At 62.5% G+C, this 23,634-nt stretch carries 19 protein-coding genes; 14 read left to right on the top strand and 5 right to left on the bottom strand.

Features of this window, described 5'->3' with window-relative positions; genetic code table 11:
- The first annotated feature begins 53 nt into the window (after positions 1 to 53).
- From JET17_RS25565 to JET17_RS25540, 6 genes are all read left to right on the top strand, one after another.
- Positions 54 to 299, top strand: a complete 246-nt coding sequence (locus tag JET17_RS25565; protein WP_008096634.1) for a 4Fe-4S dicluster domain-containing protein — start codon at positions 54 to 56, stop codon at positions 297 to 299.
- A 119-nt stretch (positions 300 to 418) separates the two neighbouring features.
- Entirely contained in the window at positions 419 to 1,825 is a 1,407-nt protein-coding gene (locus JET17_RS25560; RefSeq protein WP_012316767.1) for an ABC transporter substrate-binding protein, read from the top strand.
- 15 nt (positions 1,826 to 1,840) lie between these two features.
- Positions 1,841 to 2,623: an ABC transporter permease gene (locus tag JET17_RS25555; RefSeq protein ID WP_012316766.1), complete on the top strand. Its 783-nt coding sequence runs from the start codon at positions 1,841 to 1,843 to the stop codon at positions 2,621 to 2,623.
- On the top strand, positions 2,623 to 3,480 hold the full coding sequence (locus tag JET17_RS25550; protein ID WP_012316765.1) for an ABC transporter ATP-binding protein: 858 nt from the start codon (positions 2,623 to 2,625) through the stop codon (positions 3,478 to 3,480). The genes JET17_RS25555 and JET17_RS25550 overlap by 1 nt, the downstream gene beginning before the upstream one ends.
- Positions 3,477 to 4,442, top strand: coding sequence for a HEAT repeat domain-containing protein (locus tag JET17_RS25545; protein WP_012316764.1), 966 nt, complete (start codon positions 3,477 to 3,479; stop codon positions 4,440 to 4,442). The genes JET17_RS25550 and JET17_RS25545 overlap by 4 nt, the downstream gene beginning before the upstream one ends.
- The gene (locus tag JET17_RS25540; RefSeq protein ID WP_012316763.1) at positions 4,442 to 4,741 is read left to right on the top strand and encodes a DUF971 domain-containing protein; all 300 of its coding nucleotides are present in this window, start codon (positions 4,442 to 4,444) and stop codon (positions 4,739 to 4,741) included. The genes JET17_RS25545 and JET17_RS25540 overlap by 1 nt, the downstream gene beginning before the upstream one ends.
- A 5-nt stretch (positions 4,742 to 4,746) precedes the next feature.
- Here the strand turns inward: JET17_RS25540 and JET17_RS25535 are convergent, their stop codons facing one another.
- Together JET17_RS25535 and JET17_RS25530 are read right to left on the bottom strand one after the other, a co-directional pair.
- A complete protein-coding gene (locus JET17_RS25535) occupies positions 4,747 to 5,610 on the bottom strand; it encodes an ABC transporter ATP-binding protein (protein ID WP_012316762.1) in 864 nt (287 codons plus the stop codon).
- Positions 5,607 to 7,193, bottom strand: a complete 1,587-nt coding sequence (locus JET17_RS25530; RefSeq protein ID WP_012316761.1) for an ABC transporter permease — start codon at positions 7,191 to 7,193, stop codon at positions 5,607 to 5,609. The genes JET17_RS25535 and JET17_RS25530 overlap by 4 nt, the downstream gene beginning before the upstream one ends.
- A gap of 298 nt (positions 7,194 to 7,491) precedes the next feature.
- On the opposite strand from JET17_RS25530, the gene JET17_RS25525 reads away from it, so the two are divergent.
- Both JET17_RS25525 and JET17_RS25520 read left to right on the top strand, forming a co-directional pair.
- Positions 7,492 to 8,535, top strand: a complete 1,044-nt coding sequence (locus tag JET17_RS25525; protein WP_012316760.1) for an ABC transporter substrate-binding protein — start codon at positions 7,492 to 7,494, stop codon at positions 8,533 to 8,535.
- Between the two features lie 37 nt (positions 8,536 to 8,572).
- Positions 8,573 to 9,478, top strand: a complete 906-nt coding sequence (locus JET17_RS25520) for a TauD/TfdA dioxygenase family protein (RefSeq protein ID WP_012316759.1) — start codon at positions 8,573 to 8,575, stop codon at positions 9,476 to 9,478.
- A gap of 47 nt (positions 9,479 to 9,525) precedes the next feature.
- On the opposite strand, the gene JET17_RS25515 is transcribed toward JET17_RS25520, so the two are convergent.
- On the bottom strand, positions 9,526 to 10,440 hold the full coding sequence (locus JET17_RS25515; protein WP_012316758.1) for a LysR family transcriptional regulator: 915 nt from the start codon (positions 10,438 to 10,440) through the stop codon (positions 9,526 to 9,528).
- Between the two features lie 191 nt (positions 10,441 to 10,631).
- Here JET17_RS25515 and JET17_RS25510 point away from each other — a divergent pair, with 191 nt between their 5' ends.
- The 5 genes from JET17_RS25510 (at position 10,632) to JET17_RS25490 (ending at position 19,224) form a co-directional block, all read left to right on the top strand.
- Complete coding sequence (locus tag JET17_RS25510) at positions 10,632 to 12,968, top strand: TonB-dependent receptor (protein ID WP_012316757.1); 2,337 nt, start codon at positions 10,632 to 10,634, stop codon at positions 12,966 to 12,968.
- A 17-nt stretch (positions 12,969 to 12,985) separates the two neighbouring features.
- Positions 12,986 to 14,662 (top strand): aryl-sulfate sulfotransferase, encoded by a 1,677-nt coding sequence (locus JET17_RS25505; protein ID WP_012316756.1) that lies wholly within the window; start codon positions 12,986 to 12,988, stop codon positions 14,660 to 14,662.
- Between the two features lie 263 nt (positions 14,663 to 14,925).
- Positions 14,926 to 16,368 (top strand): NADP-dependent succinate-semialdehyde dehydrogenase, encoded by a 1,443-nt coding sequence (gene gabD / locus JET17_RS25500; RefSeq protein WP_012316755.1) that lies wholly within the window; start codon positions 14,926 to 14,928, stop codon positions 16,366 to 16,368.
- A 178-nt stretch (positions 16,369 to 16,546) separates the two neighbouring features.
- Positions 16,547 to 17,824: a 4-aminobutyrate--2-oxoglutarate transaminase gene (gene gabT, locus JET17_RS25495; protein WP_012316754.1), complete on the top strand. Its 1,278-nt coding sequence runs from the start codon at positions 16,547 to 16,549 to the stop codon at positions 17,822 to 17,824.
- Positions 17,825 to 17,961: 137 nt separating this feature from the next.
- Positions 17,962 to 19,224 (top strand): response regulator, encoded by a 1,263-nt coding sequence (locus JET17_RS25490; protein WP_012316753.1) that lies wholly within the window; start codon positions 17,962 to 17,964, stop codon positions 19,222 to 19,224.
- 32 nt (positions 19,225 to 19,256) lie between these two features.
- On the opposite strand, the gene JET17_RS25485 is transcribed toward JET17_RS25490, so the two are convergent.
- Both JET17_RS25485 and desA read right to left on the bottom strand, forming a co-directional pair.
- Positions 19,257 to 20,243, bottom strand: a complete 987-nt coding sequence (locus tag JET17_RS25485; RefSeq protein ID WP_012316752.1) for a GGDEF domain-containing protein — start codon at positions 20,241 to 20,243, stop codon at positions 19,257 to 19,259.
- A gap of 141 nt (positions 20,244 to 20,384) precedes the next feature.
- On the bottom strand, positions 20,385 to 21,569 hold the full coding sequence (gene desA, locus JET17_RS25480; protein ID WP_012316751.1) for a delta-9 fatty acid desaturase DesA: 1,185 nt from the start codon (positions 21,567 to 21,569) through the stop codon (positions 20,385 to 20,387).
- 146 nt (positions 21,570 to 21,715) lie between these two features.
- Between desA and dibA the strand changes: the two genes are divergently transcribed.
- Positions 21,716 to 23,611 (top strand): phosphodiesterase DibA, encoded by a 1,896-nt coding sequence (dibA, locus tag JET17_RS25475; protein WP_012316750.1) that lies wholly within the window; start codon positions 21,716 to 21,718, stop codon positions 23,609 to 23,611.
- The last annotated feature ends 23 nt before the right edge of the window (positions 23,612 to 23,634 follow it).

Raw genomic sequence — 23,634 nt, 5'->3', positions numbered from 1 at the left:
CGGCCCCGGCAATGAACGACAACGAGGGCCAAAGGCCCCGAGGAAACCGTGAAATGGCCTACCAACCCCAAGAGATTTTCTTTCGCAGCAGCGCCCCGGTGACCATCGACGAAGACAAATGCATCGCTGAAAAAGGCTGCACCGTGTGCGTTGAGGTCTGCCCAATGGACCTGTTGGCCATCAACCCGGCCACCCAGAAGGCCTACATGGCCTTTGATGAGTGCTGGTACTGCATGCCCTGCGAAAAAGATTGCCCTACTGGTGCAGTGAAGGTCGACATCCCTTACCTGCTGCGCTGACCCTCCCAGGCCATCCGGCGAGCCACCGGACGCCCTCTGCAATGCCCCTCGTTTCCCACCACCCAAGCCTGGTGGCGGAGACGATTCCAATACTTCAAACGATTCGAGGGGAAGCACCCATGCGCCTTGTAGCAAACTTGGCCGGCCTTGCGCTGGCACTCACTGGCCTTAACGCCAGTGCCGAAACCATCCGTATCGCCATCGGTACCCAGGACACCACCATCAACTGCGCCACCGGCGGCTTGCTGATTCGCGAACTTGGCCTGCTGGAGAAGTACCTGCCGCATGACGGCAGGTACAAGGATGCCCAGTATCAGGTCGAGTGGAAGAACTTCACCAGCGGAGCGCCACTGACCAACGAAATGGTCGCCGGCAAGCTCGACTTCGGCGCCATGGCCGACTTCCCTGGCTCGTTCAATGGCGTCGCTCACCTGGATGCAGGTAAACGCAGCCTGTTCATCAGTGTGCTGTCGGGTAGTGTGCACGGCAGCGGCAACGGCATCGTCGTGCCGGCGGCCTCCGCCGTGCAATCGCTTAGCGAACTCAAGGGCAAGACCATTTCCGTGCCGTTTGCCTCCACGGCCCACGGTATGCTGTTGCGCGCCATTGCGGCCCAGGGCTGGGACCCGCACAAAGACGTGCGAATCATCGCCCAGGCCCCGGAGATCGCAGGCTCGGCCTTGCGCAGCAACCGCATCGAAGCCCACGCCGACTTCGTGCCGTTCGCCGAACTGTTCCCCAACCGTGGTTTCGCCCGCAAGATCTACGACGGTGCCCAGGCCAATGCGCCGACCTTCCATGGTGCCTTGGTCGATGCCCAATACGCCCGCCAATATCCCGAGGTCGTCACCGCCTACCTGCGTGCGAGCCTTGAGGCCGACCGCCTGATTGCCACCGAGCCCGAGAAGTACAGTGAGCTGATCGAGAAGGTCACCGGGATTGAAGCCGAGGTCAATTACCTGTTCCATGGGCCGCTGGGCCTGCAAACCCGCGATCTGACCTGGAAGCCCGAGTACCGCAAAGCAGTCGCCACCTCCATCGACACCCTCAAGCTGCTGAAGAGGACCGATCGGGAGCTCGATACCCGCCAGTTCATCGATGATCAGTACATCCGCGCCGCCTTCACGCAGGCGGGTGTGGATTACGACAAGGCGCTGCAAAACTACGACCCGCTGCCGCTCAAGGCTGCAGATGCGCTGACCGGCAAACCGATTACCGATTTCAGCCGCTTGGCGCAGATCTGGGTGCGGGGGGAAGACAAGGTTCGCCACTATGCCTCGCCTGAGGCCGCCCTTGGTGCCCTTGCCCAGCTTGAGCAGGAAGGCAAGGACATCCGCGCCATCTACGCCCAGGCCGCCGACAGCGGCATCAAGCTGCTGGCTAACCAGGCCTGGTTCGTGCGCAACACCAAGGGTGAGTTGGCCGCCTTCCTGCTCAAGGATCAGGCCGAGCAGTACGCCAAGGCTCATGGCGCAGAAGTGCTGGACTTCGTCAGCGCCAACCAGAAGCTGGTTGCCCAGCGCTGACCGGGAGGCATGGTAATGACCCGCGATCTCAAACGTTGGCCGCTGCGCCTCGCTTCGCTGCTTGCCTGCCTGTCGTTCTGGCAGGTGGCAGCCAGCGCAAAGCTCGACCTCGGGCTGTTCAGCTTCACCTATGTGCCCACACCCAGGGCGGTGCTGGATGCCGCCTGGCAATTGCTCACGTCCAGTGCCGTGCTGGCGCACCTGGGCAGCAGCCTGTCGCGGGTATTTGCCGGCTATAGCGTCGCGGCGCTGCTGGGGGTGGCGCTGGGGCTGCTGATCGGACGGTCGCAATGGGCCGAAGACACGCTGTTGCCGCCCCTTGAGGTACTGCGGCCGATCCCGGCGGTGGCCTGGATACCGTTGGCGATCCTGATGTTCCCTTCTTCGGAGCTGTCGATGGTCTTCATCACCTTTACCGGCGCGCTGTTCCCCATCCTGCTCAACACCGTGCATGGCGTCGAGGCGGTCGACCCGCGCCTGGTGGCCTCCGCGCGTAGCTTAGGCGCCGGGCGCTGGGCGATCCTGCGTGAGGTGGTACTGCCTGGTGCGCTGCCCAGTATCGTCACTGGGCTGGCCATCGGCATGGGAACCTCGTGGTTCTGCTTGGTCACTGCCGAGATGATCTCAGGGCAGTTCGGCATCGGCTATTACACCTGGGAGTCGTACACCTTGCAGAACTACCCGGACATCATCGTCGGCATGTTACTGATCGGCGTGCTGGGCATGGGTAGCAGTGCTCTGGTCAAGCAGCTCGGCGCACTGGCCACCCCTTGGTATCGCACGCGGAGGGCCGCCTGATGAGCCGTTGTCAACAGGCCCTGGCGCCTGGGCGCATCGAAGGGCGCGGCCTGTCCATCCGTATGGGCCAAGGTGCTGAGGCGTTCGAGGCAGTGCAGCGCCTGGACTTCGCCGTCGCGCCCGGTGAGTTCGTGTGCATCCTCGGGCCTTCCGGTTGTGGCAAGTCCACGTTGCTCGGAGCACTTGCCGGGCACCTGGCCCCCAGCGATGGCGTACTGAGCGTGGACGATCAGGTCATCAATGGGCCGTCGCCGCAGCGCGGCATGGTGTTTCAGCACCACACCCTACTGCCTTGGCGCAGTGTGCTCGACAACGTCGCGTTCGGCCTGAAGATGCAAGGCCTGGGCAAGGCCGAGCGCCAGCGTCAGGCGCGCGAGATGCTGCAACTGGTGGGCCTGGCCGACTTTGCCGGGCGCTGGCCCAGCCAGCTGTCCGGTGGCATGCAACAGCGCGCCGAAATCGCCCGGGTGCTGATCAATCGTCCCCGCCTGTTACTCATGGACGAACCTTTCGGCGCCCTTGATGCGCAAACCCGCTCACGCATGCAGGAACTGTTGCTGGATATCTGGGCGCGTATTCGCACTACTGTGGTGTTCGTCACCCATGACATCGATGAAGCCCTGTTCCTGGCCGATCGCATCCTGGTGATGAGCCCGCGCCCGGGGCGTTTCATCGAGGACCTGCAGCTGGACTTTCTGCGGCCACGCCGCGCCGGCTTGTTGACCAGCCCGCAATTCACCCATCTCAAACGTCACTGCCTGGCCTTGCTGCGCCACGAAGAAGGTCGCGAACTGCCGCGGCTGACCCCGTTGGGCCTGCCGGACACCGACCACCCTCCACTACGGATCGCGCTATGACTGAACGCAACATCGACAACCCGGCCATCATTGCTCTGCTGTCTCGCCTTGAAGACGTCGACGCAGGTGTGCGGCGCATCGCGCTGATCGAGCTGGCCGACCTGGAAGACCCGGACGGTTTGCCTTGGCTCACCGATGCGCTGTTGGTCGATGCGGCCGATGAGGTGCGCACTGAAGCCGCGCGGCTGCTCGAAGCGTGGGAAGAGCCAGAGGTGGTACAGGCCCTATGCGCTGCGTTGGCCGATCCTGCCGAGCCGGTGCGCCTGGCCGCAGCGCAGAGCCTCAGTGAACTCAAGAGCCTGGAAGCCGGGCAACTGATCCTGCCTTGGGTCAGCCACGCAGCGGCCTTTGTTCGCACCAGCGCCCTGCGTGCCCTGCGCGAACTGCGCCTGGAAGATGCCGCAGCGCCTGCGCTGCTCGCGCTGGCGGATGACGATGCGGCCGTGCGACGTGAGGCGGTGGGCATCCTTGGTTGGCTCAAACACGAGCCCGCGGTGCCGGCACTGGCAAGGCTGGCCGAGGGTGAGCCGGACGCGCAAGTGCGTCGCGCAGCTATTGGTGCGCTAGGGCTTGCGCGTGGCAGCTCCGTGCTGCCTGCGCTGGTGGCAGCGTTGAACGATGCGGTCTGGCAAGTGCGTGAAGAAGCTGCGACCACCCTGGGCAAGGTAGGCCAGGCTGAGGCTGGGCCGGCGCTGGTGGATGCACTTGCCGACGGTTTCTGGCAGGTACGCCTGCGTGCGGCGCGTTCACTGGGACGCCTGCGCTATGCCGCTGCACTGGATGCCCTTGGCGATCTGCTCGGGCACGGCATCGCCAACCTTCGCAAGGAGGCGGCCTTGGCCCTCGGCGAGCTGGGCCAGGCGCGTGCCTTGCCATTGCTGCAGGCCGCCGAGGCCGATAGCGACCCGGAGGTGCGCAAGGCGGTGCGCATTGCCTTGGCGCAATTGCGCGGGGTGGCGTGATGAACGCGCCGGGGGCAATCAGCAACCTGCGCGGGGTCGGACAGTTGCTGCTGGAATGGGAGGATGGCGAGCACAGCATCAGCCATGCGCGCTTGCGCGGTGCATGCCCCTGCTCGCAATGCCGCGCGGCGCGGTTGCTGGGAGGCATTGCAGTGGTTGCCGCCGATGTCCGCATCGAGCGGATCGAAGCACAAGGGTATGGCGTGCAACTGGTATTCAGCGATGGTCATGAGCGGGGGATCTATCCTTGGGCGTACTTGTACGATCTGGGTAAACACCGCTCTACAGCTACCGCCTGATTCAGTCAGAGCGCAATCAGCTCCGGCCGCAACCCCTCCACCCGTCGCGTTGGCGGCGGCAGGTAACCGCCATCACCGGTGATCTGGTGCAGCACCTGCTCACGCAGCCCATGCAGCGCCACGCCTGTGCGCAGCCGCGGGTGCGGCAGATCAATGTCGACCACCGACTTGATCCGCCCAGGGCGCGGCTCCAGTACCACGACCCGGTCCGCCAGGTAAGTTGCCTCCTCGGCGTCGTGAGTGACCAGCAACGTGGTGATGCCGGCACGTTCGCGGATGCCCAGCAGCTCATCCTGCAGCTGCTGGCGGGTCAGCGCATCGAGCGCACCGAACGGCTCATCCAGCAGCAGGATGCGAGGGCTGGCCACCAGACCTCGGGCGATCGCCACGCGCTGGGCCATGCCACCGGAAAGCTGATGCGGGTAAGCGGACTCGAAGCCGACCAGGCCTACCAACAGCACGAACTCATGCACGCGACGGGCACGCTCGCCCTGAGTCAGCTGCTCATTCACCAGCCCCAGGGCGATGTTCTGCTCAACCGTCAGCCAAGGGAACAATCGATGCTCCTGGAATACGATGCCGCGTTCGCCACCGATGCCGCTCACAGGTTGGCCATCGACACGAATGCTGCCGCTGTAGTCAGTGTCCAGCCCGACCAGCAGGCGCAGCAGGGTGGACTTGCCGCACCCGGAGGCGCCGACGATGGCGATGAATTCGCCCTCGTTGATCGACAGATTGAAATTGCGGATGGCTTCCAAGGAATGACCATCGACGGTGAAAACCTTGCCCACTCCTTCGAAGCTCACCAGCGCTGGCGTGGTATCAGGTTGGTTGGCCGCAAGCAGCTGTGAGGTGTTGAAAGCGTTCATGCGGTTCTCCAGCGCGTGGCGCGCATTTCGAGGCGTTGTCCAAGGTTGCCCAGCAGGGCGCCGACCAGGCCGATCAGAAGCATGGCGGCCATGACCTGGTCCATGCGGAACAACTGTTGTGCGCCGATCATCAGGCTGGCGATGCCGCCGTCCGAAGGCATGAAATATTCAGCGCCGATGGTGCCTAGCCAGGCATAGATCAGCGACAGACGCAGCCCGGCAAAGATGGCCGGAGCAGCGCCGGGCAGCACCAGTAGGCGCAGGCGTTGCCACTGGTTCAGGCGCAGCGTGCGGCCAGCTTCGCCCAGTTGTGGCGAGAGGCTGGCGGTACCGCGCTGCGTAGCGATCAGCAGTGGAAAGAATGCTGCCAGGCCGACAAACACATTCTTGGCGCCCTCACCCAGGCCGAACCAGGCCGTCAGCAGCGGCACCCAGGCGAACAACGCTACCTGGCGCAGTGCCGAAAGGCTTGGCCCGAACAGCCGCTCGGCGTTGTGTGAAAGCCCCAGCAGCAGCCCCGACAGCAAGCCCGCACCGCCGCCAAGCACCAAGCCGGTCAAGGTGCGCTGCAGGCTCAGCAGCATGGCTTCAGGCAGTGAGCCATCGGCCAGGCCTGCGAACAGCGTACGCACGACATCCAAGGGCGAAGTCAGAATGTTTTGATCGATCCAGCCGAAGCTGCTGCTGGCCTGCCAGAGCATCAGCAGGGCCACGGGCAGCAACAGGCTCAGCCAGCCTGTGGGCAGTGGGCCGCGCTGGTGTTCGCCCGTGGCCGGTTGTGGCCAGTACAGCAGGCGCTTCTCCAGCGTCGAAAAACCTCGGTCCATGAGCCCGCCGACCAGTCCGATCATCAGGATGCACAGCAGCACCAGGTCGAGCATGAACAGTTGCCTGCCCCACACCATCAAATAACCGATGCCTTCGCTGGAGGCCAGCAACTCCACGGCCAACAAGGAGGTCCAGCCGGTAGCCAGGGCAAGTCGCACGCCAGTCAGGAAAGCGGGCAGGGCGGCGGGCAACAGCAGGCGGAGTATCAGCAGATGAGGCGGCAGGCGCAACGCTGCAGCGGCTTCACGCAACTTGGGTTGGGTATCGCGTACGCCGACCAGCGTATGCAGGGTGACCGGCACCACCACGGCTTTCACCAGTACGACCAGTTTGAGCAGTTCCCCGATGCCGAAAAACAGCATGAACAATGGGATCCATGCCAAGGTGGGGATCTGTGCCAGCGCGACGAAGGTAGGCAGCACTAGCGTCTGCGCATTGCGCGAAGTCCCGAGCCACGCCCCAAGCAGCAAGCCGCTGGCAATACCTACCAGCAATCCCCACCACAGCCGCTGCAGACTTATCCACAAGTGCCCCCAGAGTTCACCGGAGCCAAACTCAACGGCACTCTGCCAGACCAGCGAGGGCGCCGGCAGTATCTGCTCACTCATCCAGTGCTGTTGGCTCGCCGCCACCCACAACAGCGCGATCAGAATAGGCAACAACACCGCAAGTATGCGGGAGCGGCCTTGGGCCGTGGAAGGGCCGCGTAGCGGCCCCAGCCGTACCCACGCTCGCTTGCTCAGAATTCCATTCATCGGCCATCTCTACGAAGCGTTTTTAGGTTATGCACTTATGGAATTAAAAATTCACATATGTGGACTTCAAGAGATAAGAGCATGCGCACCCTGCATACGGAAGCCTCACGTCATTGCGTTTTCGTCATATTTTCCATGCGTTTTCCGCAAGCTGTCCGCCGAGCCGCGTGCTGCTTGGTTTATGCCTTTCAGCTACTAAAAAATGAAGTTTTGATATTTGTAGCTTCTAACCAGACCTGCCTAGCTTCTGGCCAAAGCGCCGGCCATCGCCGGTGGCAGCCTGCCAAGGAGCCTTGCCATGAAAACCCCGCTGCGCCACCTGATCCCCGCCTTCGGGCTACTCGTTTTGTCCGCCTTCAGCGCCCAGGCGGCCGATTCGGCCAAGCCCGAGAGCATCCGTATAGCCGTGCCCGACCTGAGCGCTGGCAGCAAGCACAGTGCCGGCGGTGTCGTTGATGTGCTGCGTGACCAGCAGCTGCTGGAAAAGGAATTTGCCAAGGACGGTATTCGTATCGACTGGCGCTTCTTCAAGGGCGCTGGGCCGGTGGTCAATGAGGCACTGGCCAACGGGCAGGCAGACTTCGCCTACCTGGGCGACCTGGCAGCGATCGTCGGCAAGGCCAATGGCCTCGACACCCGCGTGCTGTCTGCCGGTGTGCGCGGGGTGAAAAGCTATCTGGGCGTCGTGCCGGGGTCGGGCATCAAGACCTTGCACGACCTCAAAGGCAAGCGCGTCGCGGTGTTCCGCGGCACTGCCAACCAGCTGTCGTTTGCCAGCGCCCTCGCTAGCCAAGGGCTGTCTGAGCGCGATTTGAAAGTGATCAACCTGGATTTCAATGCAGCTAACGCCGCGCTCGCCGCCAAGCAGATCGACGCCACCTGGGGCCTTGCCAGCCTGCTTTCGTTGCGTGAGCGCGGCCTGGTCGAACTACCGGTCAACTCTCGAGACCTGGAAGGCGCTGGTAGTACCCAGGCGGTATTGCTGGGTACCGGCGAGTTCATCCGCAAATACCCCGAGCTGGTACAGCGGCTGGTCAACGCCCAGCAGCAAGCGACCCGCTGGCTGCGCGACGAACACAACCGCGATGCCTTCGTCGACCTGGTGGCAAGCAATGCAAGCTGGCCGCGCAGCATCCTCAGTGACGACCTGGCCAAGGAAGACCTTGCCCACTACTTCGACCCGCGCCTGGATGCGGCCTTCCTCGCCCAGTTGCAACAAGGCGTGGACCTTGCTGCACAGGAGCGCCTTATCCGCCGCAGCTTCCAAGTAGCTGACTGGGTCGAGCCGCGCTTTCTCGATACCGCGTTGCAACAGGAACAAGCCGTACAAGCCGCCCGCTGAACCCTTGACCCCAACAATGACCGTGAGGACCACAACCATGAGTACTGCTGCACTGGCCACTGCGCCGCAAGCCCTCGAACTCGATATCCAACCCGTTGCCGGTCGTATCGGCGCGCAAATTCGTGGCGTGAAGCTCTCCGCCGACCTCGACGCCGCCACGGTCGCGGCCATCCAGGCTGCCTTGGTGCAGTACAAGGTGATCTTCTTCCGCGGCCAAGCCCACCTGGATGACCTGAGCCAGGAAGGTTTTGCCAAGCTGCTGGGCGAGCCGGTAGCTCACCCCACCGTGCCGGTGGTCGACGGCACCAGCTACCTGCTCCAGCTCGATGGTGCCGAAGGCCAGCGGGCCAACTCATGGCACACCGACGTGACCTTCGTCGACGCCTACCCCAAGGCCTCGATCCTGCGCAGCGTGGTCGCCCCTGCCTCTGGCGGGGATACCGTGTGGGCCAATACCGCTGCCGCCTATCAGGAACTGCCCGAGCCGTTGCGCGAACTGGCCGACAAACTCTGGGCGGTGCACAGCAACGAATATGACTACGCGAGCATCAAGCCGGATGTCGACCCGGCCAAACTCGAGCGTTATCGCAAAGTCTTCACCTCGACGGTGTACGAGACCGAGCACCCGGTGGTACGGGTGCACCCGATCAGTGGTGAGCGGGCGCTGCAGCTGGGGCACTTCGTCAAACGCATAAAGGGCTACTCGCTGGCCGACTCGCAGCACCTGTTCGCGCTGCTGCAAGGACATGTCGCTCGCCTGGAAAACACCGTGCGCTGGCGCTGGGAGGCGGGGGACGTGGCGATCTGGGACAACCGAGCGACGCAGCATTATGCGGTGGATGATTACGGCACCCAGCCGCGCATCGTGCGCCGGGTGACATTGGCCGGTGAGGTACCGGTTGGGGTTGATGGGCAACTGAGCCGGACTACGCGCAAAGGCTGATAGTGTTGGGGCCGCGTTGCGGCCCTTTCGCGACGCAAGGCCACTTTTTACTCTTCGGTATCACAGGCCACCAACTGCCTGACCATTCCTTGCGCCAGTGGCGACAACCCATACCCCACCCGGCTAACCACGCCATAGCGGGTGTAGAAAGACTCCTCCTGCTCCGGCGCCAGGTCCGCCAACCGCAGCGCCACCAGCCCCTGCCCCGCCTGATAAGGCCGCAAGTTGGCATTGCAGGCAATGCCGATGGTATCCGAGTGCATCACCACGTTGAGCAACGCATAGCCGTGCTCGCACTCTACTGAGGGCAGAAAGTCCTGCCTGCCGCTCAGTTCAGTGAGGATCTTGCGGATGTTCGGCGGGCGGAAAGTGGTCGCCAGCGGGTACTCGAATACATCCCGCGCATTAACCTGGTAGCGCTCGGTCAGCGGGTGTCCGGCGCGGCAACAGAAGTGCCAGCGCTGTGGTGTCAGCTTGTGCACGCGGTAGTCCGGGTCGGACTCGAACTGGCGGGTGTCGGCAACGAAGAATTCGATCTCCTCGGCAATCAGCTTGCGGTTCAGGGCCTGCCAGTTATCCACCTGAAAACAGGTACGCGCCGCCGGGTATTCAGCGACGAAGCGCGCCACTGCCCGTGGCACTAGCCCGCCCGCGGGGGCAGGGCCTGAGCCGAAGCACACTACGCCCGTAGTGGCGCCATTGAACTGGTGGATTTCGTTAACCAGATTGTGCGCGCCGTGCACCAGCCGGCGGGAGTGCTCCAGCACCAGCAGGCCCTGACGGGTGGGTGAAAGCTCCTTGCTGGCGCGGTCGACCAGGCGGCAGCCGACGTTGTGCTCCAGGGTCTGGATGCTGCGGCTGAAGGCCGATTGCGACAGGTTCACCGCAGCCGCCGCAGCGACGAAACTGCGGTGTTCGACAAGGGCGATGAAATGGCGGAGCTGGCGAAGGTCGATATGCATTTTTTACATGAAAACTTTCGGTCGAATGCAATTGATGAACAGGGTGAGCCCCCTTATAAAGACTGTTACTTATTCCTCAAAATATGAATAAAACATATTTATATCTCTTAAAAGAATATAAGCCCACTTAGCCGCGATTCGGTTCCGCCAACGGAAATGCTCGCCAGGGCAATGCCTCAAGGAGCATTTGCATGTCCCGAATTTCCCGTTGGCCTGCGCGCGCGTCGCGTTTCACCTTGCAACCCTTGGCCGCTGGCGTTCTGCTGGCTGCTTCCAATGGCAGCTTCGCCGAAGAACCGGTCAGCACTGCCCCCGCCGTGGCGCAGGACGCCAAGCTCGGCACCGTCACCGTCAATGCCCGCCGCCGTGAGGAAACCGCACAAAGCGTGCCCACGCCGATCAGCGTGCTCAATAGCGAAACTCTGGAAACACAGCGCATCTACCGTGTGCAGGACCTGCAACAACTGGTGCCAAGCACCAACGTGTCCTATGTGCATGCCCGCCAGTCGAGCATCTCGATCCGCGGCCTGGGCAACAACCCGGCTAGCGATGGCCTGGAAGGCAGCGTTGGCATCTACCTGGACAACGTCTACCTCGGGCGCCCTGGCATGGCGGTGTTCGACCTGCTGGATGTCGAGCAACTGGAAGTACTGCGTGGCCCGCAAGGTACGCTGTTCGGCAAGAACACCACGGCCGGGGTGCTGAACATCACCTCGCGCAAGCCGACCTTCCACCGTGAGGGCAGCATCCAGCAGTCCATTGGCGAGGATGGTTATCTGCAGACCCAGGGCAGTTTTTCCGGGCCCATCAGCGACACCTTGGCCGGGCGAATCAGTGCCTACCGTACCGAAGACGACGGCTATGTGAAGAACATTCACAACGGCGATCATCTGAACGGCGGCAAGCGGCAGGGCTTTCGGACCCAGTTGCTGTTCCAGCCGAGCGAAACCTTTAACCTGCGCTGGATCGGCGAGTACAACGAAGAGGATTCCAACAACGGCATCCTCAGCCTGTACAGCTCCGGGCCGACCATCAATGGCGTCAATCGTTACGAAAGCCTGGCCGCCCTGGCCGGTGCCACACTGGTCTCGGGCAAGGACCGCAAGGTCAATTTCGATTCCGATCAGCAGGTAACGGTGTTCCAGGGAGGTACCTCCGTGGAGGCCAACTGGACGCTGCCCAATGACTTCACCCTCACCTCGATCACCGCCTACCGTTGGTGGGACTTCACCCCGCGCAACGACGATGGTCTCAACGTGCCGGCGGCCTACAACGCAGGGGTCGCGGTGCGCGACAAGCAGTATTCCCAGGAAATCCGCCTGGCGTCGCCCACCGGAGGCTTTTTCGATTATGTACTCGGTGCCTACTACTTCAAGCAGGACCTGGACAACAAATCCTTCACCTATTACGGCCCGCAGGCCGACGTCTGGAGCGCTACGCCCGCCGGTGCCCTGAACGACGTCACTACACTGGGTGACGGGCACATCGATACCGACAGCTATGCCCTGTTCGCCCAAGGCACCTGGCACGTCACCGACCGCCTCGACTTCACCGCCGGTGTGCGCGGCACCTATGAAGAGAAGAGCGCGTCGGTGACACGTGATGCGCCGGTTGGCGGAGCGCTCGTGACCGGCGCCGCTGCTGCGGCGCGCCAGGGCAGGGTGGGGGCCTATGACTCGGGTGACCTCAACCAGTACAGCTTCAGCCCCTCCGGCCTGCTCGGCCTGAGCTACCGCTTCAACGAGCAACTTCTGGGCTACGCCACCCTGACCCACGGTGAAAAATCCGGAGGTATAAACCTCACCGTCGGCGCGGCGCCGCGGCTGGGTACCGACTCGTTGTTGGTCGGTACGGAACGGGTCAACAACGCCGAAGTCGGTCTCAAGAGCACCCTGTTCGATGACCGCCTGCAACTCAATGCCAACTTGTTCTGGGCCGAGGTACATGGATACCAGGCCAACGTCTACGACCACATCAACCGCGTGCAGTACCTGGCCAACGCCGGGCGTGTGCGTTCGCGGGGCCTTGAGTTCGAGGCCACCGCGCTGCCGATTCGTGGGCTGACGGTCAATTTCAATGGCTCGTGGAATGACGTGCGCTACACCGAGTACGACGATGCGCCGTGCCCACCCGAGGTCAGCTTGGTCAATGCCACTGCCACCTGCGACCTGTCCGGCCACCAGGTGGTCGGCGCCTCCAAGTACATCGCGAACCTCAACGGCCAGTACAAATGGCAGCTGACCGAGCACATCGAGCCTTATGTCACCGCCAGCTATGCCTTCCGCTCCAAGGCGGTCGGCACCATCGACGATTCCGACTTCGGCCAGATCCCCAGCTACGCGCTGGTCAACCTGTCCACTGGCGTGCGCCTGGACCAGGGCGATGGCGTGCTCGATCTGTCGCTGTGGGTGAAGAATGCCGGCGACAAGACCTACTTCACCAGCCTGTGGAATTCCGCCAACGGCGGCTATGCCGGCGTGCTTGGCACCCCGCGCACCTTCGGCGCCACCGCCCGTTATGACTTTTGAGCACAAGGAGCTTTGCCATGAACGCCAAGACCGAAACCCCCGCACTGCCCGAGGGCGCCTGCCTGACTGCCCAGGTGCCGCAGCGTGATGAAGCGCTGCTCGGCGATGTGGTGGTCAACCCGTATCGCCTGGCGCCGCTGACCGCGATCGTCCGCGATGGCGGGCGCACCCTGACCGCTGCCCATGTTCGCGTGCTGGGCCGCGGTGAACGTGGTGTGGATATCGCCTATGAGGTTTCCGACCGTTCGCTGTGGACTTACGGGGGCATCCCGGTGTTCGGGTTGTACCCGGATCATGTGAACCAGGTGGAAGTAACATACAAGCTCGACGGTGAGCGCATTCGTGAGCGCTACCAGATCTACGCCCCGGCAGTGCGCCTGCCGGTGGTGGCCAAGCAGACCGCCGCATTGCCGGAAGTCGAGCCAGTCAAAGTTGCCCCGGGCTTTGCAAACCGTCTTTACCTGTTCAACCACTTGCTCGGCGACATTCCCGGTGGTCGCGCCTTCAAGTGGAATGGCCTGGGTGGTGCCGCCGAGTGGGACCAGGTTGGCAACAACTGGATCGCCGACAGCAACGGCGATGTGCGTTGGTATCTGGACATAGAACAGATCCATGATTCCAACCGCCGCGACGGCCTGGGTGGCACCATGGGCTTCCAGCAGACCCGGGACGGCAAGCTGATTTGGGGCCAAGGCCAGACCTACTCCAAGTACGACCTGCTGGGCCGGCGCATCTGGCAGCGTAGCCTGCCGGACAAGTTCGCCGACTTCTCCCACGAAATCCGCGAAACGACTAACGGTACCTACCTGCTGCGCGTCGGTACCAGCGACTACCGCCGGCCTGATGGCAAACGGGTGCGCTCGATCCGAGACCACATCATCGAGGTCAACGAAGCCGGGGATGTTCTGGAGTTCTGGGACCTGAACCAGATTCTCGACCCTTACCGTGGCGACCTGCTGGAGACCTTGGGCAAGGCCGCCATTCAACTGCCGGAAGGGGTACAGAAGCAGGACGACCGCCTGGCCAATGAACTCGCCGAAGGGGACCTTCCGTTCGGTGACACCCCTGGGGTGGGCACAGGACGCAACTGGGCGCACGTCAATGCCATCGACTACGATGCCGATGACGACAGCATCATCGTTTCAGCGCGCCATCAGGGCGTGGTGAAAATCGGCCGTGACAAGGAGGTGAAGTGGATTCTGGCTTCGCCGCAGGGCTGGCCGCAGCGGCTGCAGGATAAGGTACTCAAGCCTGTCGCCGGTGAGGGCTTCGATTGGTCGTGGACCCAGCACACTGCCTGGCTGACCGGCAAAGGCACGCTGACTGTCTTCGACAATGGCTGGGGGCGTGATTTTGCGCCGACCAAGCTTACCGGCAACTACAGCCGTGCGGTGGAGTACAGAATCGACGAGGCCAAGGGCACGGTCGAACAGGTCTGGGAGTACGGCAAGGAGCGCGGCGACGAGTGGTACAGTCCCGTGACGTCGGTGGTCGCTTACCGTCCTGAAACCGATACCCAGTTCATCTACTCGGCATCGGTTGATTTCCTCACCCCCGAGAAGCTCACCACCACGGTGCTAAATGAGGTGCGCCGCGGGAGCCAGGAGGTACTGGTGGAGCTGAAGGTGCATAGCCGTCAGCCGGGTAGCGTCGGGTACCGCGCACTGGTGATCGACCTGGCCAAGGCCTTCTGATAATTCCCGCCGGGAGGGCCGTCGGTCCTCCCTTCACATTTCCTTCAGTTCATTCGTCTAACCTGTACTGGCTTTGGCGGCGGCAAGGCCGGTTGCTGAACCACTCATCCAGAAGCATCACTGGCCTGTGCAACCATTCGTTCTTTTTTTCGAACAGCCTATTGTCCTATACCCCAGCAGCCGCTTAGCATTCGTTTGAGATTTCAAACGCTCGATGCCCTGCCTTGGGCGCTTTTCAACAATCAACAATTCGGGAAGCCGACATGCAGCTCAAAGACGCTCAGTTGTTCCGCCAGCAAGCCTTCATCAACGGTGAATGGCTGGATGCGGACAGCGGCCAGACCATCAATGTGACCAACCCGGCCACAGGTGAAGTCATCGGTACCGTGCCGAAGATGGGTACTGCGGAAACCCGCCGCGCCATCGAAGCTGCCGACAAGGCCCTGCCGGCCTGGCGTGCACTGACCGCCAAAGAGCGCTCGAACAAGCTGCGTCGCTGGTTCGAACTGATGATCGAGAACCAGGACGACCTGGCTCGCCTGATGACCACCGAACAAGGCAAGCCACTGGCCGAAGCCAAGGGCGAAATCGCCTACGCAGCCTCGTTCATCGAGTGGTTCGCCGAAGAAGCCAAGCGCGTCTACGGTGATACCATCCCGGGCCACCAGCCTGACAAGCGCCTGATCGTCATCAAGCAGCCGATCGGCGTTACCGCGGCCATCACGCCGTGGAACTTCCCGGCGGCGATGATCACCCGTAAAGCCGGCCCGGCCCTGGCCGCTGGCTGCACCATGGTGCTCAAGCCTGCTTCGCAAACCCCGTACTCTGCCCTGGCCCTGGTCGAGCTGGCTACCCGTGCCGGCATCCCGGCTGGCGTGCTGAGCGTGGTGACCGGCAGCGCTGGCGAAGTTGGCGGCGAGCTGACCGGCAACTCCCTGGTGCGCAAACTGTCCTTCACCGGCTCGACCGAAATCGGTCGCCAGTTGATGGAAGAATGTGCCAAGGACATCAAGAAGGTTTCCCTGGAGCTGGGTGGCAACGCCCCATTCATCGTGTTCGACGATGCCGACCTGGATAAGGCGGTAGAAGGCGCGATCATCTCCAAGTACCGCAACAACGGCCAGACTTGCGTTTGCGCCAACCGTATCTATGTGCAGGACGGCGTCTACGATGCCTTCGCCGAGAAGCTCAAAGCCGCTGTTGCCAAACTGAAGATCGGTAACGGCCTGGAAGACGGCACCACCACTGGCCCGCTGATCGACGGCAAGGCCGTCGCCAAGGTTCAGGAACACATCGAGGACGCCGTCTCCAAAGGTGCCAAGGTGCTGTCCGGTGGCAAGCTGATCGAAGGCAACTTCTTCGAGCCGACCATCCTGGTCGACGTGCCGAAGACGGCTGCCGTCGCCAAGGAAGAGACCTTCGGCCCGCTGGCGCCGCTGTTCCGCTTCAAGGACGAGGCTGAAGTCATCGCCATGTCCAACGACACCGAGTTCGGCCTGGCCTCGTACTTCTATGCCCGCGACATGAGCCGTGTGTTCCGCGTTGCCGAGGCGCTGGAATACGGCATGGTGGGTATCAACACCGGCCTGATCTCCAACGAAGTCGCGCCGTTCGGCGGCATCAAGGCTTCGGGCCTGGGCCGTGAAGGCTCCAAGTACGGCATCGAGGACTACCTCGAAATCAAGTACCTGTGCATCAGCGTCTGATGCGCTGAAGGCTTTACCTCTGCCAGCGGGGCGCGAGAGCGACGTCTCGCTGGCTTTTTTGACATCGCAGTACCTGGTGGCCAGGGCGTTCACGGCAGTCGATCAACGAATACTGTTCGCGAGCACTCCCAGCCACCCCCGAATAAAAGCGCCGCTGATCGGCGCAAATGAGGGCATTATGAGCAAGACCAACGAATCCTTGATGCAACGTCGTGTAGCCGCCGTCCCACGTGGCGTAGGCCAGATTCACCCGATCTTCGTCGAAAGCGCGAAGAACTCGACCGTGATCGACGTTGAAGGCCGCGAACTGATCGACTTCGCCGGCGGCATCGCAGTTCTGAACACCGGCCACCTGCACCCCAAAGTGGTTGCCGCTGTTCAAGAGCAGCTGACCAAAGTCAGCCACACCTGCTTCCAGGTACTGGCTTACGAGCCTTACGTAGAGCTGTGCGAGAAGATCAACAAGCTGGTCCCAGGTGACTTCGACAAGAAGACCCTGCTGGTTTCCACCGGCTCCGAAGCCGTTGAGAACGCCGTGAAAATCGCCCGTGCCGCCACTGGCCGTGCTGGTGTAATCGCCTTCACCGGCGGCTACCACGGCCGCACCATGATGACCCTGGGCCTGACCGGCAAGGTTGTGCCGTACTCCGCAGGCATGGGCCTGATGCCGGGCGGCATCTTCCGCGCCCTGTTCCCGAGCGAACTGCACGGTGTCAGCGTTGACGATGCCATCGCTTCGGTCGAGCGCATCTTCAAGAACGACGCCGAGCCGCGCGACATCGCTGCGATCATCCTCGAGCCGGTACAGGGCGAAGGCGGCTTCCTGCCAGCGCCTAAAGAGCTGATGAAGCGCCTGCGCGCCCTGTGCGACCAGCACGGCATTCTGCTGATCGCCGACGAAGTACAGACTGGTGCGGGCCGGACCGGCACCTTCTTCGCCATGGAACAGATGGGCGTCGCGCCGGACCTGACCACCTTCGCCAAATCCATTGCTGGCGGCTTCCCGCTGGCCGGTGTTTGCGGCAAGGCCGAGATCATGGACGCCATCGCTCCGGGCGGCCTGGGCGGTACTTACGCCGGTTCGCCGATCGCCTGTGCTGCGGCTCTGGCCGTCATCCAGGTGTTCGAAGAAGAGAAGCTGCTGGACCGCAGCAAGGCAGTAGGTGAGCACCTGACCGCTGGCCTGCGCAAGATCCAGGAAAAGCACCCGATCATTGGCGACGTCCGTGGTCTGGGCTCGATGATCGCTGTGGAAGTCTTCGAAAAAGGCACCCACACCCCGAACGCCGCTGCGGTTGCCCAAGTGGTTGCCAAAGCCCGTGACAAGGGCCTGATCCTGCTGTCTTGCGGCACCTACGGCAACGTTCTGCGTATCCTGGTTCCGCTGACCGCCGAAGATGAGCTGCTCGACAAGGGCCTGGCCATCATCGAAGAGTGCTTCGCTGAACTGGCCTGATGTGACACGCTTCATGAAAAAACCCGCTTAGGCGGGTTTTTTTTGTGCCTATTAAAGGCCCTTGGCGCTATGGTTGTGGCAGGATTTGCTTTGGAAGCTGCAACGGATTGCGTGTCAGGGATATTCAGGAGTTGGCCATGAACGCTGCAGACCCCACCCCACCTTGCGTACTGATTGCCGAGGGCGATCCCTGGGTGCGCGACATGCTGCGTGAGATGCTGCTCAGCGTGCGCTGTGATGCCCGGCTGCAGGTGTGCGCCGATGGCTCACAAGCGCTCACGGCATTGGCCAGCAAGCCTGATCTGATCATCGCCGCCCGTGAGCTGGCAGGTGTCGATGGCCTGGACCTGTTGCGCAAGGTGCGCGCCAAGGGGCCGGGGTTGCCGTTCATTCTCATGAGTAACCGCAGTGACAGTGCCAGCGTGCGTGAGGCGCTGCCGCTGCACCCCACGGCTTACCTGAGCAAGCCACTGAACATGGACAACCTGCGCAAGCGCCTGGAAGAGCTGCTGCTTGAAGTGGGTGAGCAGATCGCCTGCCCGGTGCCACCGTTGCAGCCAGGGGCGAGCCTGCCGGCCTTCCTTGAGCAGCGCCGCGCCACCGCCGATGGCGGGCCACTGTTTGCTGATGTGCAGGTGGCGATCAAGCGCGCGCTGAACCCGCAGGGGCTGGACCTCAAGGTGCTTGAAGAGGAAGTGCGCAACGATCCGCAGGTTACTGCCGTACTGATCGCTGCGGCCAACAGTGCTGCGCTGCACCGGGACGCGCCGGTGCAGACCTTGCTGCAGGCGCTGAACAAGCTTGGCAGCACGCAGAGCATGAACCTGATTCTTGGCCTTGCCCTCAAGCGCAGCGCCCGCCTTAGCGACCCGCTGCTGGCGCAGCAGGCGGCGCATTTCTGGAACCTGTCGCTGCATACCGCCGAATACGCTCGTTCGCTGGCGCGCATGCTCGAGCTCGACGAAGAGCTTTGTTACTGCGCCGGGCTGTTGCACTGCCTGGGTGACCTTGCGGTGCTGCGCTGCCTGCAGGAATGGCGGCTGGCCGGTGGTGAACTGCATGATGGCTTGGTGCAGGCGTCACTGCGCGACTTCGGTGCAGCATTCGGCTCGGCACTGCGAACCCGTTGGCGCTTGCCGCTGGGCCTGCGTGAGCTGATCGCGGCAATCTATCAGTTGGGCGGTGGCGTGTATTCGCGGGAGATCCTGGCCATGAACCTGGCAGGGCAACTGGCAAGACTGCCGGCGGACCAGGGGCTGGAGAAGGTGGCCGACAACAAGACCGCGCGCTTGCTCAAGGTTGGGTTGGCGCAGTTGAGCCGGTTGCGCAAGGTGCAGGACCCTGGGGTAAAGCCGCAGGATGAAGAGCCGCCTGTGCCGGAAGAAGAGGTGCCGACCTGAGTTTTTTGGGGCCGCTGTGCCCACCCCATGGCTCAGCCCCGCACTATCTGATTCTTGCCCTGCCGCTTGGCCCGGTACATTGCCGCATCAGCCCTAGCGAAGAGGCTGTCCAGTGAGTCATCCTCGGCCGTGAGCCCGGTCAGCCCCTGGCTTACCGTCACTCCATACACCTGCTCGCCATGGCTGAAGCTCAGCCGCTGAATCTCGCGCTGCAGGCGCTCGGCAATCTGCTCGGCAACCTGTGCATTGCAGCCGGGGAACACCGCGGCAAATTCCTCGCCACCAATACGCCCGAACAGGTCACCGCGGCGCAGCACTGCCTTGCCGCTGTCGGCAATGCGTTGCAGCACCTGATCGCCTTCCTGATGGCCGTAGCTGTCGTTGATCTGCTTGAAGTCATCGATGTCCAGCAGCAGGAATGCCAATGGTGTGCCGTCTTCGCGTGCACTGTCGAAGGCTTGGCCTGCACATTCGAAAAAGTGCCGGCGGTTGCTGCTCTGGGTCAGCACGTCCGTGGTGGCCAAGCGATGCAGCTCGCCTTCAAGCTGCTTCTTGTCGGTGATGTCTTCGGCAATGCCGACGATTATCACCCGGTCACCTTCCTGCTGCTGGTTGATGTAGCACTTGTCACTGAGCCAGCGCACCTGGCCGTTTGCATTGAGAATGCGGTACTCGCGGTCTTCAACCGCGCCTTTGATCAGCACCTGGGCCAGGCTACGTTCGGCGTATTCCAGGTCATCGGGGTAGATGCTGTCGCGCCACTCGTTGAAGTCCGCCAATACCAGGCTCGTGGGGCGGCCGAAGATGCGTTCGTAGGCGGGGCTGACGTAGAGCACCTGGCGTGTTTCCCAGTCGAACGCCCAGAGCACCGCGTTGACGCTGTCGAGCAACGAGCTGTAGAGCTGTTCACGTTCGCTCAGGCGAGCCACTTCGCCTTGGGCATGCAGCAAGGCCAGCAGGGTTTGGGCTGCCTCGGGAGCTGAATTGCCGGGCAGCGTTGAATGGATGTTCTTGGCCATGTGCACGGAGCGGCTCTCGACGGATAAGCGTGCGGCCAAAGACCGGCCCGCCACGCGGGCGATGTGCCGGCTTTGAGTAGTTTTGCAGAGGGGAAGTTCCAGCGGGCACGCCCCGTTGCGGGGCGTGCCGATCAACGGTGCTCAGGCGCCGTTCGGGCGCAGGGAGTAGGTTTTAAGCTGCGCTGCAAAGTCGTGCAGGGCGTGAATGCCACTGGCCTCTGCTTCGTGTACCCAGTCTTTCATGGCGGCCAGCATGTCGTGACCATTGGCGCTGGTGCGGGCCCAGATCTGCTGCAAGGCCAAGCGTTTTTCATAGATGGTCTTGAGTGCCTGGCTCTGCTCAAGCAGGGACTCGATGCGCACATGGTGGCGCTCTTCGAGCAGGCTGGGTTCCCGCGACAGCAGGCGTTTGGCCCGGCGGAAGCGATGGCGTACCGAGGCGTCGACCTTGGCCAGTTCCTGTTTGACCAACGGGCCGATCACCAGCTTGCGGTATTGGGCCATGATCTGGAAGCGGTTGTTGAGGATGGCCATGGTGGTGTCCATGTCCAGGTTGGCCTTGCCTTCGACGCGGTGGGCGATAGGTGCCACTCGTTGTACTTTGGCCAGGCGCAGCAGGCACAACAGGCGTATCCAGGCCCAGCCCGCATCGAACTCCCAGCGTTTGACCGACAGTTTGGCCGAGTTGGGGTAGGTGTGGTGATTGTTGTGCAGTTCTTCGCCGCCGATGACGATGCCCCATGGCACCAGGTTGGTAGCAGCGTCGCGGCATTCGAAGTTGCGGTAGCCCACCGCATGGCCCAAGCCGTTGACCACACCCGCAGCCCAGAACGGAATCCACATCATCTGCACCGCCCAGATGGTGATGCCGATGGAGCCGAACAGCAGCAGGTCGAGCACCGCCATCACGGCGATACCGCCATGTTTGTAGCGTGAGTAGAGGTTGCGCTCGATCCAGTCATCCGGGCAGTTTTTGCCATAGATGCGCAGGGTTTCGGGGTTGAGTGCCTCTTCCCTATAGAGTTCGGCCCCTTTGCGCAGCACCGTGCCCAGGCCTTTGTGTACCGGGCTGTGCGGGTCGTCCGGGGTTTCGCACTTGGCGTGGTGCTTGCGGTGCACTGCTGTCCACTCGCGGGTGTTCTGCGCCGTGGTCAGCCACAGCCAGAAGCGGAAGAAGTGCTTGAGCGCGCCATTGAGCTCCAGGGCACGGTGGGCGGAGTAGCGGTGCAGATAAATGGTGACGCTGATGATGGTCACGTGAGTCATCAGCAGGGTAACGCCAACCAGTTGCCAGGCCGACAAGTCGAGCAGACCGTAATACCACATAGGTGTAAAAGCCCTCGAAGACACAGGGAAAGAGCTGATTATCCCTTGGTAGGGAAATAAAACCAGTCACCCTTTCAGATAGGACGTCACGGCATGTTTCTGCCTCTATAATGCCCCATCATTTTTCATGGACTTTTGTTGCCGACATGTCTGTTTCCGTTCGCGACGCCTTGCGCATGGCCGCGCTATATCTGGTGCTCTCGATCCTCTGGCTGGTGCTGTCAGAGGTGGTTTTGCGCAGCATGTCTGAAGACCCCCTGGCCTTGGCCGTAGGGCGGCAGATCAATGTTGTCCTTTGGGTGCTCTCCAGTGCGGCGCTGATTTTCTTTACTCGTGCCCGTCTGCTCAATTTCATCGGTGTCGGCGCACGTCTTCGCAGCGAGGACCGCGCCCGCCTGCGTATGGCCGCAGCCGTGTTCGACAGCACCCTGGAGGGCGTGCTGGTCACTGACCGCCAGGGGCTGATCGTGCACGTCAACCGCGCGTTCATGCGGATCACCGGCTACCAGCAGGATGAAGTGCTTGGCCAGCGCCCGAGCAAGTTCAAGTCGGGCCGGCACGACGTGCCGTTCTACCAGCAGATTTATGCCACCCTGGCAGAGAAGGGCGAGTGGAGCGGGGAGATATGGAACCGGCGCAAGAGCGGTGAAATCTACCCGCAATGGCAGACGATCCGTGCCATTCACGATGATGGCGGCGAGATGACCCATTATGTTGCGGTATTCAGCGACATCAGCGCGATCAAGCATACCGAGCAGGAATTGGCCTATCTGGCCCACCACGACCCCCTTACCGGTTTGCCCAACCGTCTATTGTTCAGCGACCGGGCCGAGCAGGCACTGGCGTCGGCACAGGCCAACAAGCGTGGATGTGCTTTGTTGCTGCTTGACCTGGACCATTTTCAGAGCATCAACGACGGGTTGGGCCACACCATCGGTGATCAGCTGCTCAAGCTGGTAGGCGAGCGTTTGGCCGAGGTAGTGGGCAATGGCGTGACTTTGGCGCGCCTGGGTGGTGACGAGTTTGGTGTGCTGGCGGAGAACTGCCAGCAGGTCGGCCAGGCCGGCAAACTGGCACAGGCGCTCATCGAACGCATGCGTGAACCGTTCGATTTCGACGGGCATCGGCTGTTCATCAGCGTCAGCGTTGGCATCAGCCTGTTCCCCAGCGATGCATTGAGCGCAGAACAGCTACTGCGCAACGCTGACTCGGCGCTGTTCAAGGCCAAGCACAATGGCCGCGCCTGTTACGCGCTGTACACCGAAGAGCTGACGGCGCACGCCCAGCACCGGGTGGAAACGGCAGGCGAGCTGCGCCGTGCGCTGGCGCAAGACGAGCTACGGGTGTTCTATCAGCCGGTGTTCCACCTGTTCACCTCGAAGATGGTCGGGGTGGAGGCACTGGTGCGTTGGCAACACCCGCAACGTGGCTTGGTGCCGCCAAGCGAATTCATCCCTATCGCCGAGCGTACCGGGCTGATTGCCGACATCGATGCCTGGGTGTTGCGCGAGGCGTGCCGCCAGATGGTCAGTTGGCAGGCTGACGGGCGCCTGCTCGAGTTCGTTGCGGTGAACATCTCCAGCCGGTTGTTCGGCCAGCGTGAGCTGTACCGGCAAGTGGCCGGGGTGTTGCACGAAACCGGTCTGGATCCTTCGCTGCTGGAGGTGGAGGTGACCGAGAGTGCGGTCATGGAAGATCCCGAAGTCGCGCTGGAGCAGTTGCACCGGTTACGTGAGCTGGGCTTGAACCTGGCAATCGATGACTTTGGCACCGGCTACTCGTCGTTGCTGCGGCTAAAGCGCCTGCCGGTGCAGAAGCTGAAGATCGACCAGGGCTTCGTCGCCGGCTTGCCGATGGATGACGACGACGTCGCGATCGTGCGGGTGATCATCGCCCTGGCCCGGAGCATGGGCATGCAGGTGCACGCCGAAGGCATCGAGCAGCCTGAGCAGGCCAGGTTCCTGCTGGAGCAGCAGTGCCAGCTGGGGCAGGGCTACTGGTTCGGGCGGCCCGTGCCGGCTGAGGGTTTGCGTTGGAGCTGAGTAGGGCGCGAAGCGGCCCTTGG

It is taken from the genome of Pseudomonas putida (genome assembly GCF_016406145.1).
Classification (GTDB): Bacteria; Pseudomonadota; Gammaproteobacteria; order Pseudomonadales; family Pseudomonadaceae; genus Aquipseudomonas; species Aquipseudomonas putida_E.
Note: the sequence above shows the minus strand (reverse complement) of the source record. Positions and strands in the feature narration are given on the sequence as shown.